This is a genomic window from Methylobacterium nodulans ORS 2060 (assembly GCF_000022085.1).
GTDB classification, from domain to species: Bacteria; Pseudomonadota; Alphaproteobacteria; order Rhizobiales; family Beijerinckiaceae; genus Methylobacterium; species Methylobacterium nodulans.
This window is the reverse complement of sequence record NC_011894.1, coordinates 4,258,863-4,275,194: the sequence shown is the minus strand read 5'-3', so window position 1 is coordinate 4,275,194 and position 16,332 is coordinate 4,258,863. Positions and strand designations below refer to the sequence as shown.

Annotated in this window: 21 protein-coding genes; 4 read left to right on the top strand and 17 right to left on the bottom strand. The window is 70.8% G+C overall.

Annotated features, from left to right (window positions below; all coding sequences use genetic code 11):
- Window positions 1-55 precede the first annotated feature (55 nt).
- The 9 genes from MNOD_RS19865 to phnG all read right to left on the bottom strand — a co-directional run bounded on the left by MNOD_RS19865 (window position 56) and on the right by phnG (window position 7,891).
- Entirely contained in the window at window positions 56-1,591 is a 1,536-nt protein-coding gene (locus MNOD_RS19865; protein WP_015930740.1) for a CYTH and CHAD domain-containing protein, read from the bottom strand.
- 147 nt (window positions 1,592-1,738) lie between these two features.
- On the bottom strand, window positions 1,739-2,272 hold the full coding sequence (phnN, locus tag MNOD_RS19860) for a phosphonate metabolism protein/1,5-bisphosphokinase (PRPP-forming) PhnN (protein ID WP_015930739.1): 534 nt from the start codon (window positions 2,270-2,272) through the stop codon (window positions 1,739-1,741).
- A gap of 2 nt (window positions 2,273-2,274) precedes the next feature.
- The gene (locus tag MNOD_RS19855) at window positions 2,275-3,411 is read right to left on the bottom strand and encodes an alpha-D-ribose 1-methylphosphonate 5-triphosphate diphosphatase (protein ID WP_015930738.1); all 1,137 of its coding nucleotides are present in this window, start codon (window positions 3,409-3,411) and stop codon (window positions 2,275-2,277) included.
- Between the two features lie 28 nt (window positions 3,412-3,439).
- Window positions 3,440-4,144, bottom strand: a complete 705-nt coding sequence (phnL, locus tag MNOD_RS19850; RefSeq protein WP_015930737.1) for a phosphonate C-P lyase system protein PhnL — start codon at window positions 4,142-4,144, stop codon at window positions 3,440-3,442.
- A complete protein-coding gene (gene phnK, locus MNOD_RS19845; protein ID WP_015930736.1) occupies window positions 4,141-4,911 on the bottom strand; it encodes a phosphonate C-P lyase system protein PhnK in 771 nt (256 codons plus the stop codon). The genes phnL and phnK overlap by 4 nt, the downstream gene beginning before the upstream one ends.
- Before the next feature lie 2 nt (window positions 4,912-4,913).
- On the bottom strand, window positions 4,914-5,804 hold the full coding sequence (locus MNOD_RS19840; RefSeq protein WP_015930735.1) for an alpha-D-ribose 1-methylphosphonate 5-phosphate C-P-lyase PhnJ: 891 nt from the start codon (window positions 5,802-5,804) through the stop codon (window positions 4,914-4,916).
- Complete coding sequence (locus MNOD_RS19835; RefSeq protein WP_015930734.1) at window positions 5,801-6,883, bottom strand: carbon-phosphorus lyase complex subunit; 1,083 nt, start codon at window positions 6,881-6,883, stop codon at window positions 5,801-5,803. Before MNOD_RS19835 ends, MNOD_RS19840 begins: the two co-directional genes overlap by 4 nt.
- Window positions 6,884-6,887: 4 nt before the next feature.
- A complete protein-coding gene (phnH, locus tag MNOD_RS19830; protein ID WP_015930733.1) occupies window positions 6,888-7,478 on the bottom strand; it encodes a phosphonate C-P lyase system protein PhnH in 591 nt (196 codons plus the stop codon).
- A complete protein-coding gene (gene phnG, locus MNOD_RS19825; RefSeq protein WP_043749089.1) occupies window positions 7,478-7,891 on the bottom strand; it encodes a phosphonate C-P lyase system protein PhnG in 414 nt (137 codons plus the stop codon). Before phnG ends, phnH begins: the two co-directional genes overlap by 1 nt.
- A 144-nt stretch (window positions 7,892-8,035) precedes the next feature.
- Between phnG and phnF the strand changes: the two genes are divergently transcribed.
- Window positions 8,036-8,785, top strand: coding sequence for a phosphonate metabolism transcriptional regulator PhnF (phnF, locus tag MNOD_RS19820; protein WP_015930731.1), 750 nt, complete (start codon window positions 8,036-8,038; stop codon window positions 8,783-8,785).
- 190 nt (window positions 8,786-8,975) lie between these two features.
- Complete coding sequence (locus MNOD_RS19815; protein ID WP_015930730.1) at window positions 8,976-9,398, top strand: tellurite resistance TerB family protein; 423 nt, start codon at window positions 8,976-8,978, stop codon at window positions 9,396-9,398.
- Window positions 9,399-9,690: 292 nt separating this feature from the next.
- On the opposite strand, the gene phnE (MNOD_RS19810) is transcribed toward MNOD_RS19815, so the two are convergent.
- The 5 genes from phnE (MNOD_RS19810) to MNOD_RS19790 form a co-directional block, all read right to left on the bottom strand.
- Window positions 9,691-10,557 carry a phosphonate ABC transporter, permease protein PhnE gene (phnE, locus tag MNOD_RS19810; protein ID WP_015930729.1) on the bottom strand — a complete coding sequence of 289 codons (867 nt, stop codon included), beginning with the start codon at window positions 10,555-10,557 and terminating at the stop codon, window positions 9,691-9,693.
- A complete protein-coding gene (gene phnE, locus MNOD_RS19805) occupies window positions 10,554-11,438 on the bottom strand; it encodes a phosphonate ABC transporter, permease protein PhnE (RefSeq protein WP_015930728.1) in 885 nt (294 codons plus the stop codon). The genes phnE (MNOD_RS19810) and phnE (MNOD_RS19805) overlap by 4 nt, the downstream gene beginning before the upstream one ends.
- Window positions 11,439-11,445: 7 nt before the next feature.
- A complete protein-coding gene (phnD, locus tag MNOD_RS19800) occupies window positions 11,446-12,375 on the bottom strand; it encodes a phosphonate ABC transporter substrate-binding protein (protein ID WP_015930727.1) in 930 nt (309 codons plus the stop codon).
- 50 nt (window positions 12,376-12,425) lie between these two features.
- Window positions 12,426-13,247 carry a phosphonate ABC transporter ATP-binding protein gene (phnC, locus tag MNOD_RS19795; RefSeq protein WP_015930726.1) on the bottom strand — a complete coding sequence of 274 codons (822 nt, stop codon included), beginning with the start codon at window positions 13,245-13,247 and terminating at the stop codon, window positions 12,426-12,428.
- 93 nt (window positions 13,248-13,340) lie between these two features.
- Window positions 13,341-14,024 carry a DUF1045 domain-containing protein gene (locus tag MNOD_RS19790; protein ID WP_015930725.1) on the bottom strand — a complete coding sequence of 228 codons (684 nt, stop codon included), beginning with the start codon at window positions 14,022-14,024 and terminating at the stop codon, window positions 13,341-13,343.
- 97 nt (window positions 14,025-14,121) lie between these two features.
- On the opposite strand from MNOD_RS19790, the gene MNOD_RS19785 reads away from it, so the two are divergent.
- Window positions 14,122-14,592, top strand: coding sequence for a SelB domain-containing protein (locus tag MNOD_RS19785; RefSeq protein ID WP_043749085.1), 471 nt, complete (start codon window positions 14,122-14,124; stop codon window positions 14,590-14,592).
- 94 nt (window positions 14,593-14,686) lie between these two features.
- Here MNOD_RS19785 and MNOD_RS48150 read toward each other — a convergent pair whose 3' ends face one another.
- Together MNOD_RS48150 and MNOD_RS19780 are read right to left on the bottom strand one after the other, a co-directional pair.
- Window positions 14,687-14,857: a hypothetical protein gene (locus MNOD_RS48150; RefSeq protein WP_015930724.1), complete on the bottom strand. Its 171-nt coding sequence runs from the start codon at window positions 14,855-14,857 to the stop codon at window positions 14,687-14,689.
- A gap of 57 nt (window positions 14,858-14,914) precedes the next feature.
- Window positions 14,915-15,202 carry a YARHG domain-containing protein gene (locus tag MNOD_RS19780; protein WP_015930723.1) on the bottom strand — a complete coding sequence of 96 codons (288 nt, stop codon included), beginning with the start codon at window positions 15,200-15,202 and terminating at the stop codon, window positions 14,915-14,917.
- 547 nt (window positions 15,203-15,749) lie between these two features.
- Here MNOD_RS19780 and MNOD_RS46910 point away from each other — a divergent pair.
- On the top strand, window positions 15,750-15,923 hold the full coding sequence (locus tag MNOD_RS46910; RefSeq protein ID WP_157091515.1) for a hypothetical protein: 174 nt from the start codon (window positions 15,750-15,752) through the stop codon (window positions 15,921-15,923).
- A gap of 93 nt (window positions 15,924-16,016) precedes the next feature.
- Here MNOD_RS46910 and MNOD_RS19770 read toward each other — a convergent pair whose 3' ends face one another.
- The gene (locus MNOD_RS19770; RefSeq protein ID WP_012332750.1) at window positions 16,017-16,250 is read right to left on the bottom strand and encodes a GcrA family cell cycle regulator; all 234 of its coding nucleotides are present in this window, start codon (window positions 16,248-16,250) and stop codon (window positions 16,017-16,019) included.
- Between the last annotated feature and the right edge of the window lie 82 nt (window positions 16,251-16,332).

Below are 16,332 nucleotides of genomic sequence, written 5' to 3'. Positions count from 1 at the left end.
GCTTGGCGACAATGCGAGAGCGGAACCAACGGTCACATGAAAATGACCGTTGGTCTCAGCGCCAGAAGGGCCGGACATCGATCAGGGCCGCATGCGCCTTGGCGGCGGCGGCGAGGAGCCGCGCGGTGCGCTCCTCCATGTCCGCCGTGGTCAGGCCCGCGGCGAAGATGGCGGAATCGGGGGCGCCGCGCGTGAGATCCTCCGTCAATCTGTGCGCGGTCGAGATGTCGTTGAGGTCGCCGAGGCAATCCTGCAGGTCCGAGAGCGCGCCGACGAAGACCTTGTGGCGCTTGGCAGCCTTCGGCTTGGGATAGAGGCTGCCGAAGAACTCGGCCCCGTAGCGCAGCTTCTTCGCCGCAATGCGCACTTGATGGCGCGCCTCGGGATCGAGCTCGTCGAGCCCGCGCCCGCGCTTCTTCAGCTTGCGGCGGCGGCGCTCCAGCTCCTCGGCCGCGAAGGCGCGCGCCGGGCCGTCGCGCCGGTCGGCCTGCGGAGCATCCGGCGCGAGCCAGGGGCCCGCATCGACCCAGGCCACGAGGTCGAGCAGAAAGAGCCGCCACTCGGCGCTGCGGAGGATGGCGACCACGGCATCGTAGGCCTTGGTGCGCTCGCCCTCGAGATGCTTCTCCAGGTTGAGCAGGCCCGCCTCGTCCGGCCGGCGCTCCCGCTCGGCCGGCAGCGTGCTCCGGAGGAAGACGTCGAGGTTGCGGGCAACGCCGAACGGCTCGCTCAGGCGCTTGAGCTCGGCGCGCAGACCCGGCGAACGGGCATCGTCCACGAGGTCCCCGAACAGCGAGAAGGCGGAGCGCAGCCGCCGCAAGGACACGCGCAGCTGATGCAGCGCCTCCACCTCGCGGTGGGCGAGCAGCGCCTCCTCGTTGCGCCGCATGTGCCGCAGACAGGCCTGAGCGATCGCCTGCAAGGCCGCCCCGGCGCTCATCGCCGGGTCCAGGCGAAGCGGCTCCGCCTTGCTGAAGCGGTCGAGCCGGCCCGCCAGAAGAGCAAAGCCCCGCTCGGCCTTCGTCATCACGCCGAGGCGCAGCGGCACGCTCGCGTTGAGGTCCCGGGCGAGCGCGAACAGATCGGCGGCGGTGCCGCCCTTCAGCTCGAGTTCGAGTTCGTTGATCGGGGCGACGCGGTCGATGGCGCCGTCGATCGCCGTGATCCGCCCACGGTCGAGCGCGACCTCGATGCGCGTGTCGCCGCGGTCGATGGCCCGCACCGACCGCTCCACCGCGGCCGAGAACAGCGGCTTGAGCGTGGATTTCCGGTCGAGCAGGTCGGCCACCGGCGTGTCGCAGAGCGGCGTCAGGTCCGGCTCGGCTCCCTTGATGACCCATTCCCATTCCGGCCGCTCGAACAGCCCGGCCCCCGTTCCGGCGGCCTTGACCGTCTGGATGTGCCGCGCCCCGTTGCTGCGCACCCGCAGGGTGTAGCCGGCCTCGCTGAGGCGCCGGTCCTCGGTGTCGAAATAGACGGAGGTGAGCCGCTCCTCCGCCGCGCTCCCGCCGAGCAGCGGGTGCCCGCTCAAGGTTGCGAGGTCGGACGCCTCGAATTCGAGCTTCAATTCGGTCTCACGCGGCGTCGTCATCCTGGCCTTCCCGTCTCCCTCGATGCGGACCCCCGCCCGACGCAGGTCCGTACCGCCCGAGCAGCAACGCGCGAGCGAGAGCGAAGATCATGGCGGCACAGACAGCTTTCGCAAGTGGGCCGCTTCCGCTGGGTCAGAGCGCTTTTGTCAGCGCGCCCGCAGGTGAGCCACGAGCCGCGCGGCCCCGTCCTCCGGCGGGCCGTCATTGACGATGGTGAGGTCGGCCTCGTCCGGGGCCTGGCGGGCGAGGCGGGCGGCGATGTCGCCATCCTCCGGGCGACCCCGCACTGCCAGACGCGCCGCCAGCACAGCGGGCGGCGCCGTCACCGCCACGACGCTCACCCGGGGCAGGCGGGCGCGGGCCTCGGCCACGATGCGGCGGGAGATGTTGACGACCACGACCTGCCCGGCCTGCGCCAGCGCCACCGTCTCGCGCGGGAGCGCATAGCCGAGCCCATGCGCGTGCCACGACAGGGCGAAGCGGCCGCTGGCCTCGCCCTCGGCGAAGGCGGCCTCGCCGATCTCGTCGTTGTCCTCGTGGGCGGAGGGCGGCCGCGTCACGAGGCGGCGCGGGAAGACGAAGCGGGGCTCGTCCGCGAGCGCCGCCCGCGCGAGGCGGATCAACGTATCCTTGCCGGCCCCGCTCGGGCCGACGACGAGCACGAAGCCGCCCGGCCTCATCGTCACGCCACCCGCTCGCCGCCGCGCCAGACCTGACGGACCACCGGCACCCCGTCGGCGAGGTGGACCCGGACGAGGTCGGCCCTCAGGCCCGCCGCCAGGGCACCGCGGTCGTGCAGGCCGGTGGCGCGGGCGGGGTTCGCCGTCACGGTGGCAAGGGCCTGCGGCAGGGTGATGGAGGCCACGCGCTGCGGGAGCAAGAAGGCCGCCAGGATCAGGCTCGCCGGCACATAGTCGGAGGAGAGGATGTCGAGATGCCCGGCCCGGGCGAGATCCTCGGCCGCGACATTGCCGGAATGCGAGCCGCCGCGGATCAGGTTCGGGGCGCCCATCATCACGGTGATCTCCGCCGCCCGGGCCGCCTCGGCCGCCTCGGCGGTGGTCGGGAACTCGGCCAGCGCCACCCCTTCGCGGCGCGCGAGGGCGACATCGTCGAGGGTGGTGTCGTCGTGGCTCGCGAGCGCAATGCCGCGCGCCCGCGCCAGTTCCACCAAGGCCGGCCGGTTGATTGCGGTGAGGGCCTGGCCCTCGCGGATCTTGCGCTCGGTCCCCGCCTTGATGGCCTCCATGGAACGCCCGCCGCGGCCGGCATACTGGTAGTACTTCGTGATGTCGCGGAACTGGCGCTGGCCCGGCGTGTGGTCCATCAGCGAGATCAGGCCGATGGGGAAGCGGTCAGTGAAGCTCCGCACGGATTCGAGCACGTCCTCCGAGGGAAGCTCGCAGCGCAGATGCGTGCGGTGCTCGGCCCGGAACAGGCCGGCGCTGCGCGCCCCGTCGATCGCCGCGGCCAGAAGCATCAGCTCGGGACCAAGGCCGCTGCCGTCCGGATCGCTGCCCGCCCGCAGACTGTCGAACACCGTGGTGATGCCCGAGGCCGCGATCTGCGCGTCATAGGCGAGGACGGCGCCGAGCGGGTGCCAGCGCACCCCCGGCCGCGGGGCATAGTGGCTCTCCAGGTGATCGGTGTGGAGCTCGATGAGGCCGGGGATCAGGTGGTCGCCCGCAAGGTCGAGCCCGCGCTCCGGCGCCCTCCCCTCGCCGATCTCGGCGATGCGGCCATCCGCAACGGCGAGCCAGCCGGTCTGCACCCGGTCGGGCAGGACGAGGGTGGCGTTGTCGAGGATCATCTCGGTCATGGGGGGTCTCGCTGGGGGGTCTCGCCCTTCAGGCCGCCGCACGGTCGCGGAAGTGAGTGACATCGAGGATGCGGGTGGCGACCGCCTCCCGCATCTCGGCATCGTGGAAGATGCCGAGGAGGCCGGCCCCGGCCGCCTGTTTCTCGCGGATCAGCTCCAGCACGACCGCGCGATTCGTCGCGTCGAGGGAGGCGGTGGGCTCGTCGAGGAGCAGCAGCGGCTTGTCGGCGATGAAGCCGCGCGCGATGTTCACCCGCTGCTGCTCGCCGCCTGAGAAAGTGGCGGGGGGCAGATCCCACAGGCGCTCGGGCAGGTTGAGGCGGGTGAGCAGCGCGGCGGCGCGGCACTCGGCCTCCTCCGGCGACAGGCCGCCCTCGCGGCCGGCCTCCTCGACCACGGCGCGGGCGCCGACCCGCGGGATCACGCGCAGGAATTGCGAGACATAGGCGACGACCCGGCGGCGCAGGGCCAGCACCTGCCGCGGCTCCGCCGTCGCCACATCGACGAGGCGTGCCCCGTCCCGGATGCGGATGGCGCCCGCATCGATCCGGTAGTTGCCGTAGGCCATCTTCAGGAGCGAGGATTTCCCCGCCCCGGAGGGCCCGCCGAGCACCACGCATTCGCCCGGGCGCACCTCCAGGCTCACGCGGGAGACCACCGGCAGCCGCACGCCCCCGCGCAGGTGGAGCGTGAAGGTCTTGGCGACATCCTCGAAGGCGATGAGCGGGGTCATGCGGCGAGCACCGAGGAGACGAGGAGCTGCGTGTAGGGCTCGGCGGGATCGTCGAGCACCTGATCGGTGAGGCCGGTCTCGACCACGCGCCCGGCCCGCATCACGATCATGCGGTGGGAGAGGAGCCGGGCCACCGCGAGATCGTGGGTGACGATGACGACAGCGAGGCCGAGTTCCGCGACGAGGCGGCGGATCAGGTCGAGGAGCCGGGCCTGCACCGAGACGTCGAGGCCCGAGGTCGGCTCGTCCATCAGCACGAGGCGCGGGCCGGTGACGAGGTTGCGGGCGATTTGCAGGCGCTGGCGCATGCCGCCGGAAAAACTCGCCGGGGTGTCGTCGATGCGGTCGGACGCGATCTCGACCTTGGCGAGCCAGTCGAGGGCAGCGGATCGGATCCTTCCGTAATGCCGGGCGCCCACCCCCATCAGCCGCTCGCCGACATTTCCGCCGGCCGAGACGGCAAGGCGCAACCCTTGCGCCGCATCCTGCCGGATGAAGCCCCAATCGGTGCGCATGAGGTGGCGCCGCTCGGCCGCCGACAGGGCGGCGAGATCGGAAAGCCGCCCGTCGCGCATCCGGAACAGAACCTCGCCGGCATCGGGTTCGAGCTCGCGGGCGATCAGCGACAGCAGGGTCGACTTGCCGGAGCCGGATTCGCCGACGATGGCCAGCACCTCGCCCGGATCGAGGTCGAAGGAGATGTCGGCGCAGCCGAGCCGGGCGCCGTAGCGTTTGGTGAGGCCGCGGATGCGCAGAAGCGGTTCCATCGTCACACGCCCTCCCCCTGATGGCCGGCGGCGCGGCGCTCCTCGCAGAAATCCGTGTCCGAGCAGACGAACATCCGCCCTCCGGCATCGTCGAGCAGCACCTCGTCGAGATAGACTTCCCGGGCTCCGCAGAGGGCGCAGGGGCGCTCGAAATGCTGCACCCGGAACGGATGGTCCTCGAAATCGAGGCTCCTCACCCGCGTATAGGGCGGCACCGCGTAGATGCGCTTCTCGCGCCCCGCTCCGAAGAGCTGCAGGGCCGGACAATCATCCATCTTCGGGTTGTCGAATTTCGGGGTCGGGGACGGGTCCATCACGTAACGGCCCGCCACCTCGACCGGATAGGCGTAGGTGGTGGCGATGTGCCCGTGCCGGGCGATGTCCTCGTAGAGCTTGACATGCATCAGCCCGTATTCGGCGAGGGCATGGAGCTGGCGCGTCTCGGTCTCGCGCGGTTCGAGGAAGCGCAGCGGCTCGGGGATCGGCACCTGGTAGACGAGGGTCTGGCCCTCGGCGAGCGGGTGCTCGGGGATGCGGTGGCGGGTCTGGATCACCGTCGCCTCGGCGGTGCGGGTGGTCACCGCGACGCCGGCCGTGCGGGCGAAGAAGGCGCGGATGGAGACGGCGTTGGTGGTGTCGTCCGAGCCCTGGTCGATGACCTTGAGCACGTCCCGCCGGCCGAGGATCGCCGCCGTCACCTGCACGCCGCCGGTGCCCCAGCCATAGGGCATCGGCATCTCGCGCGAGGCGAAGGGCACTTGGTAGCCGGGCACCGCGATGGCCTTGAGGATCGCCCGGCGGATCATCCGCTTGGTGCCCTCGTCCAGATAGGCGAAGTTGTAGCCGGGATGCGGAGCCTCGACCGCAGCGTCGTGAAGCAGCGTCGCGCTCATTCGGCGGCCTCCTGCGCGGCGGCGTGCTCGGCGCGCATCCGGCGCACCAGTTCCAGCTCGGCCTGGAAATCCACGTAATGGGGCAGCTTCAGGTGCTCGACGAAGCCCGTCGCCTGAAGCGCGTCGCAATGGGCGAGGACGAATTCCTGGTCCTGGGCGGGCGAGGCGACCGGCTCGCCCAGTTCGGCCGCCCGCAGCGAACGGTCCACCAGCGCCATGGCCATCGCCTTGCGCTCGCTTTGCCCGAAGGCGAGGCCGTAGCCGCGGGTGAATTGCGGCGGTTTTTCGGCGCTGCCCTTGAACTGGTTCACCATCTGGCACTCGGTGAGCGCCACGCGCCCGAGGGGCACCGGAAAGCCGAGTTCCTCCGGCACGAACTCCACCTCCACCTCGCCGACGCGGATCTCGCCCACGAAGGGGTGGGTGCGGCCATAGCCGCGCTGGGTCGAGTAGCCGAGCGCCAGGACGAAGCCCTCATCGCCCCGGGCGAGCGCCTGCAGCCGCACCGCCCGGTCGGCGGGAAAGTCGATCGGCTCGCGGGTGAGATCGCCGACGGGCTCGCCCGCATCCGGCGGCGAGGGCTCGATCAGGCCGTCATGCCCGAGGAGATCGGTCACGCGCGGGGCCGGCCCCGGCTCCGGCTCGGCCTCGGCGGCGGCGGGCACCTCGCCCCCAGCGGCGAGGGCGAAATCGATCAGCCGGTGCGTGTAGTCGAAGGTGGGCCCGAGCACCTGCCCGCCGGGCAGATCCTTGAAGGTGGCGGAGATCCGCCGCCGCAGATTCATGGCGCCGGTCTCCACCGGCTCGGCGGCGCCGAAGCGGGTGAGCGTGGTGCGGTAGGCGCGCACCAGAAAAACGGCCTCGATCAGGTCGCCGCGCGCCTGCTTGAGGGCGAGCGCGGCGAGGTCGGGATCGTAGAGCGAGCCCTCCGTCATCACCCGGTCGACGAGGAGGCTCATCTGCTCGGCGATCTGCGCCACGGAGAGGTCGGGCACGGCGGGGTCGCCCCGGCGCTCCTCCGCGAGGAGGCGGTGGGCATTGGCGATGGCGGCCTCGCCGCCCTTCACGGCCACGTACATGGGTTCACCCCTCCGTCACGCGGGTCGAGCGGGGCAGGCCGGCGATGCGGCCGGGCGCCGTCAGCAGGAGGTCGATTCCGAGCGGAAAGGCGGCCCGGTTCCGGCCCATCCGGGCCACGAAATCCGCCGGCAGCGGAGAGGCCGAGAGGCGGGCTTGGCCGCGGATGCCGGGGCCTTCGAGAATGACGCCCCCCGCCTCCGCCAGCGCCTCCACCGCCATCACCAGGGTGGCGGAACGATCCGGATAGGCGGGCTCGCCTTGCGCGAAGCGAGAGAAGTCCGGGCAGCGAGCCGGATCGGCGATGAGGGCGAAGGCGGCCGCCTCCGACTCGGCCACGATCGGCGCGCCGGTGTGGAAGCGCAGGAACTGCGCGACCTCCGCCTGCGCGGCAAGCGCCGGGTCGAGCCAGACCGGCGCATCCGCATCGGTCAGCGCGAGCGCTACGGCGGCGAGTTCGGGCGTGAGCGGGGGCGGCGGCGCCAGGGCGATGGCCATGGCCTGGATCCGGCCGGGGCGGGCGAGCGCATCCATGACGGCCCGGAAGACGGCCTGCCCGTCATGGACCGGATCGCTGAGACCGGGAGCGAGCGCCATCAATCCTCTCCGCGCGCCATGGTGAAGAAGTTGACCCGCGTCGCCGCGATGCGCCGGGCCTCCGCCTCCGCCTCCGCCGCGCGCCGGGCCGCGAGTGGCGCGAGGGCCGCCTCGACGGCTGCCCGTGTGTCGGGACGCTGCCAGAGGGCATCAAGGATCGCGGCGAGCCGCGCCCTCGCGCGGTCGCGGCCGAGATGATAGGCAAAGCCCGTCTCGCCCGCGGCCAACCGGATCGCCGCCCGGGTCACCGTCATCTCGCCCCAGTTGAACGGGCGCCCGTCGCCGCCGATGCGCCCGCGGGCCATCACCAGCCCGGTCTCGGCGGGGCGGAGATCCTCCACCTCGCCCATGGGCCCGATCGCCGCGAGGGCGGTCCGCAGCTCCTCCCGGGTCGCCTGCCCGCACAGGGCCATCACGGCGCGGCGCGCGGCGGTGTCTGGCGTCTCTGTCCCGCCTGGTGTTGGAGTGCGATCCGGCATGAGTGTGATGGGTGTTCCGATTTGTCTAATTGTATAGACAACCTCTCTGCGCAGGGCAACGGCAATTCGGGTGATGGTATGGGCGAGAGCGGCGACACCCCGGTGACGGCGCTGAGCCGCGGCGAAGGTCTGGCGGCATGGCGGCAGATCGCGGACGGGCTGGCGGCCGAGATCGAGGCCGGCCGGCTCGCGGCCGGAGCCCAGCTGCCGACGGAAGCGGCCCTGGCGGCCCGGTTCGGCGTGAACCGGCACACGGTCCGCCGGGCGCTCGCGGCACTGGCGGAGCGCGGGCTGGTGCGGGCGACGCAGGGGCGCGGCACCTTCGTGGAGGCGCCCCGCCTCGCCTATCCGATCGGACTGCGCACGCGCTTCTCGGAGATCGTGTCGCGGGCGGGGCGCGAGGCCTGGGGCGACCTCATCGCAGCCGCGTCCATCCCGGCCGACGATGGGCTCGCGGAGGATCTCGGAATCGGCGTCGGCGATCCGGTGCTCGAACTGCTGACCGTGCACCGGGCAGACGGCACGCCGATTTCGACGGCGCGCACCTGCCTTCCCCTGCCCCGCTTCGCGGGCTTCGACCGCGCCTATGCGGCCCTCGGCTCGATCACCCGCGCCTATGCGGAATACGGGATCGCCGACTACACCCGCCTCTCGACCCGGATCGGCGCCCGCGTGGCCGCCGCCGACGAGGCCGCGCGGCTCGACCTCGCGCCCGGCCGGGTCCTGATCACCATCGCGAGCGTCAACGTCGATGCGGCGGGCACGCGCATCCAGGCGACGCGCAGCCTGTTCGTCGCCGACCGGGTGGAACTGGTGGTGGAGGGCTGACATGCGCCGGGACATGCCGGGCGGAATGGATGCCGGTCCGGCGCCCCTGTTACGTGTTCGTCGAAGAAATCATCCCGGAATGCGCAAATAAAAGATGCCACCCGTCTCGGTCCCGGACATTCGACAAAAATATACTCCTTGCCTATGAACCCGCCGGCGCTGCCGATCGCGCGCCGCGCAGGGAGACACGATGATGTTCAACATGTTCAAGTCGCAGGCATCCCTTGATCTCACCCCGCGGAACTGCCTTGCCGTCTCATTGATCTATTGCATGGGAGCCGATGGCGAGGTGGACCCGGAGGAGATCGGTCATCTCATGTCGGTGCTGGGTCGTAACGTGACACGCCAGCAGCTGGACGCCGTCCTGCGGTACTCCCGCTCCACGCAGCCGGCTCAGTTCCTGGCCGACGCCGCGCCCAACCTGCGGCCGGAGCAGCGGCTCTGCATCATCCTGAACATGATCGACAGCGCGATGGCGGATGGCGAGGCGGAGCCGGGCGAACAGCAGTTGATCATGCAGTTCGCACAGGCCTTCGGCCTCACGGAAAGCGATCTGACGCCCTATTTCCGCACCCTGGTGGCCAAGAACGATCGCGCCGTGCTGGATCGGTAGTTCGAGACGGGCTCGTTATCCGCAACGACCGCCGGCGGTCGTTGCGGCGTCGGAATAATCATCACATCAGCGTCATGCACAGGCAGGATCTGTTCTAACGTGAACGGATCCTGCTTAGGCTTTTGATACGGCTTCCAGTTGATCCGTTCGGAGACGAGAGGGCGCGGGAACCCCTCTCCCGCACGGGAGAGGGGTTCCCGCGCCCTCTCGTCTCCGAACGGATCAGCCGGAAACTGTATGACATGTCGCAGGTTTTTGACGGAAAACCGCAAGGTACTTGTCCGAAACCTGCTTAGTGCACCACCTTGCCGATGATCGCCTGCCGCAGCCGGCCGGAGACGAAATCGATCGCCGCCACCGTCACCAGGATCATCAGCACCAGGAAGGCGACCTGCTGCATCTCCAGCACCCGGATCAGCTCCGTCAGGTACTGGCCGATGCCCCCCGCGCCGACGATGCCGATGATGGTCGCCGAGCGGGTGTTCGATTCGAAGTAGTAGAGCACCTGGCTCGCGAGCACCGGCAGCACGCCCGGCAGGAGGCCGAAGCGGAGGCGGTGGAGCGCCCCGCCGCCCGCGGCCGTCACGCCCTCCTGGGGCTTGCGGTCGGCGGTCTCGATGGCCTCGGCGAAGAGCTTGCCGAGCGCGCCGAAATCCGCGCAGGCGATGGCGAGCGCCCCCGCGAAGGGGCCGAGCCCGACGACGTTGATCCAGATCAGCGCCCAGATCAGCACGTCGACCGAGCGGATCACGTCGAAGCCGCGCTTGGCCGCGAAGCGCACGAACAGGTTCGGCGCCGCGTTGCGGGCGGCGAGGAATGCGACCGGGAAGGCGAACAGGGCCGCCGTCAGCGTGCCGAGGAAGGCGATGGCGAGCGTCTCGCCGAGCGCCTTCAGGAAGGCCGTGAGCTGCCCGCCAGAGGAGGGCGGCAGCATCAGCACGGCGAATTCGCCGAGGCGATGGAGCCCCGCGAGGATGCGCCACAGCGAGAAGTCGAGCCGCACCATCCCGAAGATCGCGAGCCCGAGGACGGCCGCCACGATGCCGATCACCGTCAGCCGGTGCCGGAGCGGCGTCGCGAACGCGTCGGGATGGCGGCTCCTGAGGCCCGCGAGATCGGCGAGCGCGGCGCGCCGCAGGGCGGAGGCCGGACGGCTCATCGGGCGATCTCCCGTCCGAGCAGATGATGACGCAGCCGCTCGGTCGCGATGTCGATGCCGATCACGGTCAGGATGATGAGGAGCAGGATCGCGCTCACGTCAGTGTAGTAGAAGTTGCGGATCGCCACGAGGAACTCCTGGCCGATCCCGCCCGCGCCGACGAAGCCCATTACCCCTGCGCCCCGCACGTTGATCTCGAAGCGCAGGAGCCCGTAGGAGGCGAAGTTCGACAGCACCTGCGGGACGACGGCGAAGCGCACCGTCTCCACCCAGGAGGCGCCGCTCGCGGTCAGGCCCTCGACGGGCTTCATGTCGATGTTCTCGACCACCTCCGCGAAGAGCTTGCCGAGCGCCCCGGCCGTGTGGATGGCGAGGGCGAGCACCCCGACCATCGGCCCGAGGCCGAAGGCGATCACGAAGATCAGGGCGAAGACCACCTCCGGCACGGTGCGGAAGAGTTCGAGCAGCCGGCGCGTCGCAAAGCAGAGGATGCGGGAGCGCACGAGATTGGCCGAGGCGAGGAAGCAGAGCGCGAAGGCGGCGAGGCCCCCGAACAGCGTGCCGAGATAGGCCATCAGCAGCGTCTCGCCGAGAAGCGAAAGCCATTTCGGCAGGCCCCAGTACCAGGCGGCGAGATCGCCCGGCAGCGTCGCGGGTGAGAGCGACGGCAGGATCTGGGCGATGTAGGCGGTGAAGTTCTCGATATTCTGGACGAAGGTGAGCGGCCGCACCTCCGCCATCACCCCGGCGACCAGCACGAGGGCGAGGACGAGAACGAGCGCCGCGAGGCTGCGCCGTCGCGCGCCCGCGACGGCCGCCTCATAGGCCCCGGCGAGGACCTGAGCCCTCGCCGGCGGCAATGGTGGGATGCGCGTGGTCACGGGACCCTTACGAACGCTTGCGCTGCTCGTCGTTGTACCGAAGCATCTCGATGATCGGCTGATAGTCCTTCAGGGTCACGGCCGTGAAGTCGAGGTCCTTGCCGTCCGACAGCCTGTCGAAGGCAGCCTTGTCCTTCTTCGGCACGGCAACGAAGGCCTCGCGGATGGACTTCTTCAGGTCGTCCGGCAGGCTGGACAGGATCGCGAAGGGCCCTTCGGGCAGGAACTCCGACTTGAAGACGACGCGGAAATCCGACTGCTTCATCGGCGAGCCGTCGGCGTTCTTGAGCATGCCCTTGGTAATCATCCGGGTGACGGCGGTGTCGTCCTCGGAGTTCCAGAGGTTCGCGGCGGCATCCGCCGTTCCCTGCACCAGAGCCAGCACGGCATTCTCGTGGCTGCCCGCGAAGAAGGTCTTGCCGAAGTGCTTCTCGACGTCGTAGCCGGCCTTCTGCATGAAGAAGCGCGGGGCCTGGTTGCCCGAGGTCGAGTTGGGGTCGACGAGGGCGAGGTTCTTGCCCTTCAGGTCCGCCAGGGTCTTGTAGGGACTGTCGGCCTTCACGTAGACGACCGAGTAATAGCCGGAGGCGCCGTTGCTGTGCTTCTGGTTGACGACCGGCTCGGTCTTCACGCCGGTCATCACCGCGCGCGAGAAGGAGGCCGGACCGTAGAAGGCGATCTGGATGTTGCCGGCCCGCTGGCCCTCGATCACCGCCGCGTAGTCGTTGGCGACCCGCAGCTTCACCGGCACGCCGATCTCCTTCGTCAGGTATTCGGTGAGCGGCGTGTAGCGGTCGACCGTGCCGGAGGCGTTCTCGGCCGGGATCACCCCGAGGGTGAGCTCCGGATACTTGGCCTTCCAATCCTGCGCCGCGGCCGGGACCGCCAGGGTCGCGAGCGCCGCGAAGGCGCCGACGAGGGTGCGTCGGTTGAGCATCGTGTCCATCCTTCTTTGAGGCGCGGGGGGTTCCGCGTCCGGTCGAACCGTCAGGCGCCGAGGCGCGCCGCCGCCCGCACGGGCTGGGCGCCGGGCTCCGGCAGCGGCGGGGCGGGCGGGCGGTCCATCACCTCGCCCGCCTCCAGGCGGTAGAGGGTTTGCGCCACGTCCTCGGTCAGGTCGAAGCCGCGGCCGTCGAAGACGAGCCGGCCGGCCGAGAGGCCGATCAGCCGGTCGCAATAGGCCCGCGCGAGGTCGAGGGAGTGCAGGTTGCACAGCACCGTGATGCCGTAGCGCTTGTTCGCCTCCGCCAGGGCGTCCATCACCAGCCGCGTGTTGCGCGGATCGAGGGAGGCGACCGGCTCGTCGGCCAGGATGATCTCGGGCTCCTGCACCAGCGCCCGGGCGATCGCGACCCGCTGCTGCTGGCCGCCCGAGAGGGCATCGGCGCGGTTTGCCGCAAAGGTGCCCATGTCGAAACTCTCCAGCGCCGCGAGCGCCAGCGCCTTGTCCTCCGCCGACCACAGCTTGAGGAGCGAGCGATGGGCCGGCGCATGGTTGAGCCGCCCCATCAGCACGTTCGTCATCACGTCGAGGCGACCGACGAGGTTGAACTGCTGGAAGATCATGGCGCAGCGCCCGCGCCATTCCCGCAGGCGCCGCCCGCGCAGCGCCGTGACGTCGAGCCCGTCGTAGAGGATGCGCCCTTCCGTCGGGTCCGCGAGCCGGTTGAGCATGCGCAGCAGGGTCGATTTGCCCGCGCCCGATCGCCCGATCACGCCCACGAAGCTTCCGCGCTCGATGCGCAGCGACACGCCATCCACGGCGCGCCGGGCGCCGTATTGGCGCGTGAGATTCTCGACAACCAGCATCAACCCGTCCGTGGTCGCTTGCGAGGCGGACCTAAACCCCGGTCAGCGACAGTGGGATGACAGCGGCCGGCGCCGTGCCGGGATGGCGGGGAGTCAGGACGGCTTCCCGAAGGGAAGGCGCCGCAATACGCGGAACGGCGCATCCCCGTCCTGCCGCATCAGGGTCACGGCATCGATTACCAGTTCCTCCCCGGCGCCGTAGGCCCGGCTCAGGCGCTCCCGCCAGGGCGCACGGTCCTCCACCGGCAGCGCATCCGTCAGGGTCATGTGAAAGCGGAAGAACTCGAACACGTACGGGTAGCCCCAGCGGTCGAGGAGCGCCCGCTCGCGCGGGCTTAAGCGCTCGGGCCGGCGCCGCGTCCGCTCGGCCTCGCTCAAGGGAGCCCGGAGCGGGTCGAGGGCGGCTACGCACTCCGCTGCGAAGATGCCGAGCCCGGCCGGGCTCTCGGCCGGGACCAGAGCCGTGAAGCCGTCGAGGGTTGCGACGACGAGCCGTCCGACCGGGACGGGCGGGTGGTGCGCCGCGAGCGCGGCCGCGGCGGCGAGCAGATCCTCCTCGCTCCGGCCGGCCGCGAGCCGCATCGGCGCCTTGAGGGTGGCATGGAAGCCGTAGCTGCGCGGCGAGACGCTGACGCCCTCCACATCCGCGAATCCGGCGAGGCGCGGAACCGCCGCGCCGCTTTCGCTGTCATAGCCCAGGATGCCGTTGCCGAAACGAGCGAGCGCGGAGCCGGGGTCGGGCGTGTAGTAGAGCGCGTAGCGCGTTGCATCCCTCACCGCGGTTCTCCTCCCTCGTTCTGCACGGGTTCAGCATGGCGGGATGACGGTTCGGTGACGAGGCCCGTGCCGACCGGGGCTGCGCGCGAGGAGAATGATGGAGCCGAGGGGTCGGGTGCGGGACCGGGATCTCGTTCGGGCGGCGGCATCCGACCCGTCGCGTCACGAATCCGAGGTGGTGCGCGGCCTGGAAGCGGTGTTTCGCCGGGGCGGCCTCACCCCGCCCGACGAGATCGATGCGGTCGGGCGCGACATCCGCCGCCAGGAGGCGCTCGCCCATCTGGTCCGGGCCGGAACCCTGATCCGCGCCGTGGACCGGGTGCAGCGCCGTGCGATTCTCTTCCACCGCGAGGCCGTCGAGGGCGCCAAGGCGACGCTCGCGCGCAGCTTCGCAGGGGGAGACGGCTTCCTGGCCCGCGAGGCGGGAGCGGTGCTCGGGATCTCGCGCAAGTTCTCGATCCCGCTCCTCGAACATCTCGACGACATCCACTTCACGCGCCGGATCGGAGACCGGCGCGTGCTCATCGGCGAGGCGGGGGCAGGACCGGGCACGCCCGCCTCCCCATAGCCCATGGCGGAGGCGATCGGGGTCTGGCGGCCCTCCCGGTCTTTAAAACCAGCGGCGGGCGTCGGGCCACGGCCGGTCGGGCGCCCGAGCGGTCTCACAGCACCCAGCAGATCAGCCAGACGACGCTCCAGCCGACGAGGCCGACCCAGGCCAGGGTGAGCGGAATGCCCACTGCCAGCGTCAGGAGCATCGCGGCATCGCGCAGTCTGTCCAGAAACGGCGAACCCGGATGAAATCCGGACATCTCGGTCTTGTTCTGATGCATGATCAGGCCTCCCGCGGGACGTGTCGCCCCCGATCGCAAACGGAGCGCCAGCTTCCGTCAGGGGCGGCAGCCGAGCAGCCGCTCGGTCTCGCGGATCGCCGCCACCGCGTCGCGCTGCCGGACGGAGAGCGGCACGTCGCGCTCGTCGTCGTAGGCGCAGCCGGCATTGCCGAAGGTCCGGATGCCGCGCGGCGTGCGGAAGCAGTAGCCGGCTTCCTTGAAGATGCGGTTGCGCTGATACCAGAGTTCCTCGCAGCCCTGGGCCGAGGCCTGGAACGGCAGCAGCGCGCCGGCCGCGGCCAAGCCGATGAGGATGGCGCTGCGGATGGTGGCGTGGTCGGTCATCGGTCGGATCTCCTGCGCCGCTTGGCGACGTGACAGGGCGACCATGCCGCGCAGTACCGCGGCTGCCATGCGGTGGCGCACCAGGCGAGCCTCACCCCGGGGTGCCCGCCATGGCAGATTGTGTCCTCTGCGCAGGGCGTCGGCCGGGACGGCCACCGGGATTCCCCTGCGGCACGACATGCTCTATGCCGTCGGGACGCGCTGCATCCTTACGGAAGGGACCGTTCTGGTGTTGAATCGCCGATTCGCACTCGCGGTGGCGCTACTGCTCTGTGCCGTCCCCGGCGCGGAAGCACAGACCCGCTGGACCGATCCGCCGAGCCGCGCCGCAGCCCCGTCCGGGCCGGCCGCCTCGGCCGTCGCGCATCCGAAACAGGGCGCGATGCCGCACCCGATCCGGCCTCGGGCCAGGCGCATGCCCGCCCCCGTCAGGCTGGTCGCAACCAGCCGCCGCCATCCGAGTCCGTCCGCACGGCATCCGCCGCAGCCGGTCGCGCTTGCGCGTCGGCCGCGCGGCGTCCCCCGGTCGGCGCCGCTCCGGCAGACCATGCTGGTCCGGACGCTCTACCCGACTCTCGGCACCTGGGACGGGCCCGGATGGGTGATCGGGGCGGATCCGCGGGCTGGCTCTCCCGGCTGCCGCCGCCCGGTCGCCGCGGAGGACGGGCGCGGGCCGCGCCGCCGGATGCCCGCCCTCTATCCCTGCGCCGCCGGAAATTGAGCCGCTGCCCGCGAGCGTCAGCGCCCGGCCGAACGCCCCGGCCCGGAAACCCGTTCGGCTTCCAGCCCGTCGAACGGCGATGCTACGGTTGCCTCAGCGCAGGCGGCCAGGACGCGCCGGCTCGAAGACGATGCGGCGGTGGAAGGCGCACCAGCTCTTCCCGTCCTGCACCGGAGCGCCGCAGCAGATCGCGCGGTCGTTCGGCTCGCCGATGATGAACTTGCACACGAACGCGCCCGACTGCGCGAACGGCACCCGAAGCTCCGGCGACGGCTCCTCGACGGTCTCGGCAGGGAAGAGATGCGACATGCGCACGAGCTGATTCATATCGGGCTGACTCACGGGCCTCCACTCGATCCACAAGAGGATGACGGGCCGGTTCGAGAAATGAAGCACGGCACGCCGTCCC

Excerpts from the sequence above, each read along its gene's own strand:
- MNOD_RS19785 (WP_043749085.1), top strand. The coding sequence starts at position 14,122 with ATGGAGCCGAGGGGTCGGGTGCGGGACCGGGATCTCGTTCGGGCGGCG.
- MNOD_RS46910 (WP_157091515.1), top strand. The coding sequence starts at position 15,750 with ATGCTGGTCCGGACGCTCTACCCGACTCTCGGCACCTGGGACGGGCCC.
- MNOD_RS19865 (WP_015930740.1), bottom strand. The coding sequence starts at position 1,591 with ATGACGACGCCGCGTGAGACCGAATTGAAGCTCGAATTCGAGGCGTCC.
- phnH (WP_015930733.1), bottom strand. The coding sequence starts at position 7,478 with ATGGCGCTCGCTCCCGGTCTCAGCGATCCGGTCCATGACGGGCAGGCC.
- MNOD_RS48150 (WP_015930724.1), bottom strand. The coding sequence starts at position 14,857 with ATGCATCAGAACAAGACCGAGATGTCCGGATTTCATCCGGGTTCGCCG.
- phnF (WP_015930731.1), top strand. The coding sequence starts at position 8,036 with ATGGGCGAGAGCGGCGACACCCCGGTGACGGCGCTGAGCCGCGGCGAA.
- phnD (WP_015930727.1), bottom strand. The coding sequence starts at position 12,375 with ATGCTCAACCGACGCACCCTCGTCGGCGCCTTCGCGGCGCTCGCGACC.
- MNOD_RS19835 (WP_015930734.1), bottom strand. The coding sequence starts at position 6,883 with ATGTACGTGGCCGTGAAGGGCGGCGAGGCCGCCATCGCCAATGCCCAC.
- phnL (WP_015930737.1), bottom strand. The coding sequence starts at position 4,144 with ATGACCCCGCTCATCGCCTTCGAGGATGTCGCCAAGACCTTCACGCTC.
- phnN (WP_015930739.1), bottom strand. The coding sequence starts at position 2,272 with ATGAGGCCGGGCGGCTTCGTGCTCGTCGTCGGCCCGAGCGGGGCCGGC.
- phnK (WP_015930736.1), bottom strand. The coding sequence starts at position 4,911 with ATGGAACCGCTTCTGCGCATCCGCGGCCTCACCAAACGCTACGGCGCC.
- MNOD_RS19855 (WP_015930738.1), bottom strand. The coding sequence starts at position 3,411 with ATGACCGAGATGATCCTCGACAACGCCACCCTCGTCCTGCCCGACCGG.
- phnE (WP_015930729.1), bottom strand. The coding sequence starts at position 10,557 with ATGAGCCGTCCGGCCTCCGCCCTGCGGCGCGCCGCGCTCGCCGATCTC.
- MNOD_RS19770 (WP_012332750.1), bottom strand. The coding sequence starts at position 16,250 with ATGAATCAGCTCGTGCGCATGTCGCATCTCTTCCCTGCCGAGACCGTC.
- MNOD_RS19840 (WP_015930735.1), bottom strand. The coding sequence starts at position 5,804 with ATGAGCGCGACGCTGCTTCACGACGCTGCGGTCGAGGCTCCGCATCCC.
- phnG (WP_043749089.1), bottom strand. The coding sequence starts at position 7,891 with ATGGCCCTGTGCGGGCAGGCGACCCGGGAGGAGCTGCGGACCGCCCTC.
- MNOD_RS19815 (WP_015930730.1), top strand. The coding sequence starts at position 8,976 with ATGATGTTCAACATGTTCAAGTCGCAGGCATCCCTTGATCTCACCCCG.
- phnC (WP_015930726.1), bottom strand. The coding sequence starts at position 13,247 with ATGCTGGTTGTCGAGAATCTCACGCGCCAATACGGCGCCCGGCGCGCC.
- MNOD_RS19780 (WP_015930723.1), bottom strand. The coding sequence starts at position 15,202 with ATGACCGACCACGCCACCATCCGCAGCGCCATCCTCATCGGCTTGGCC.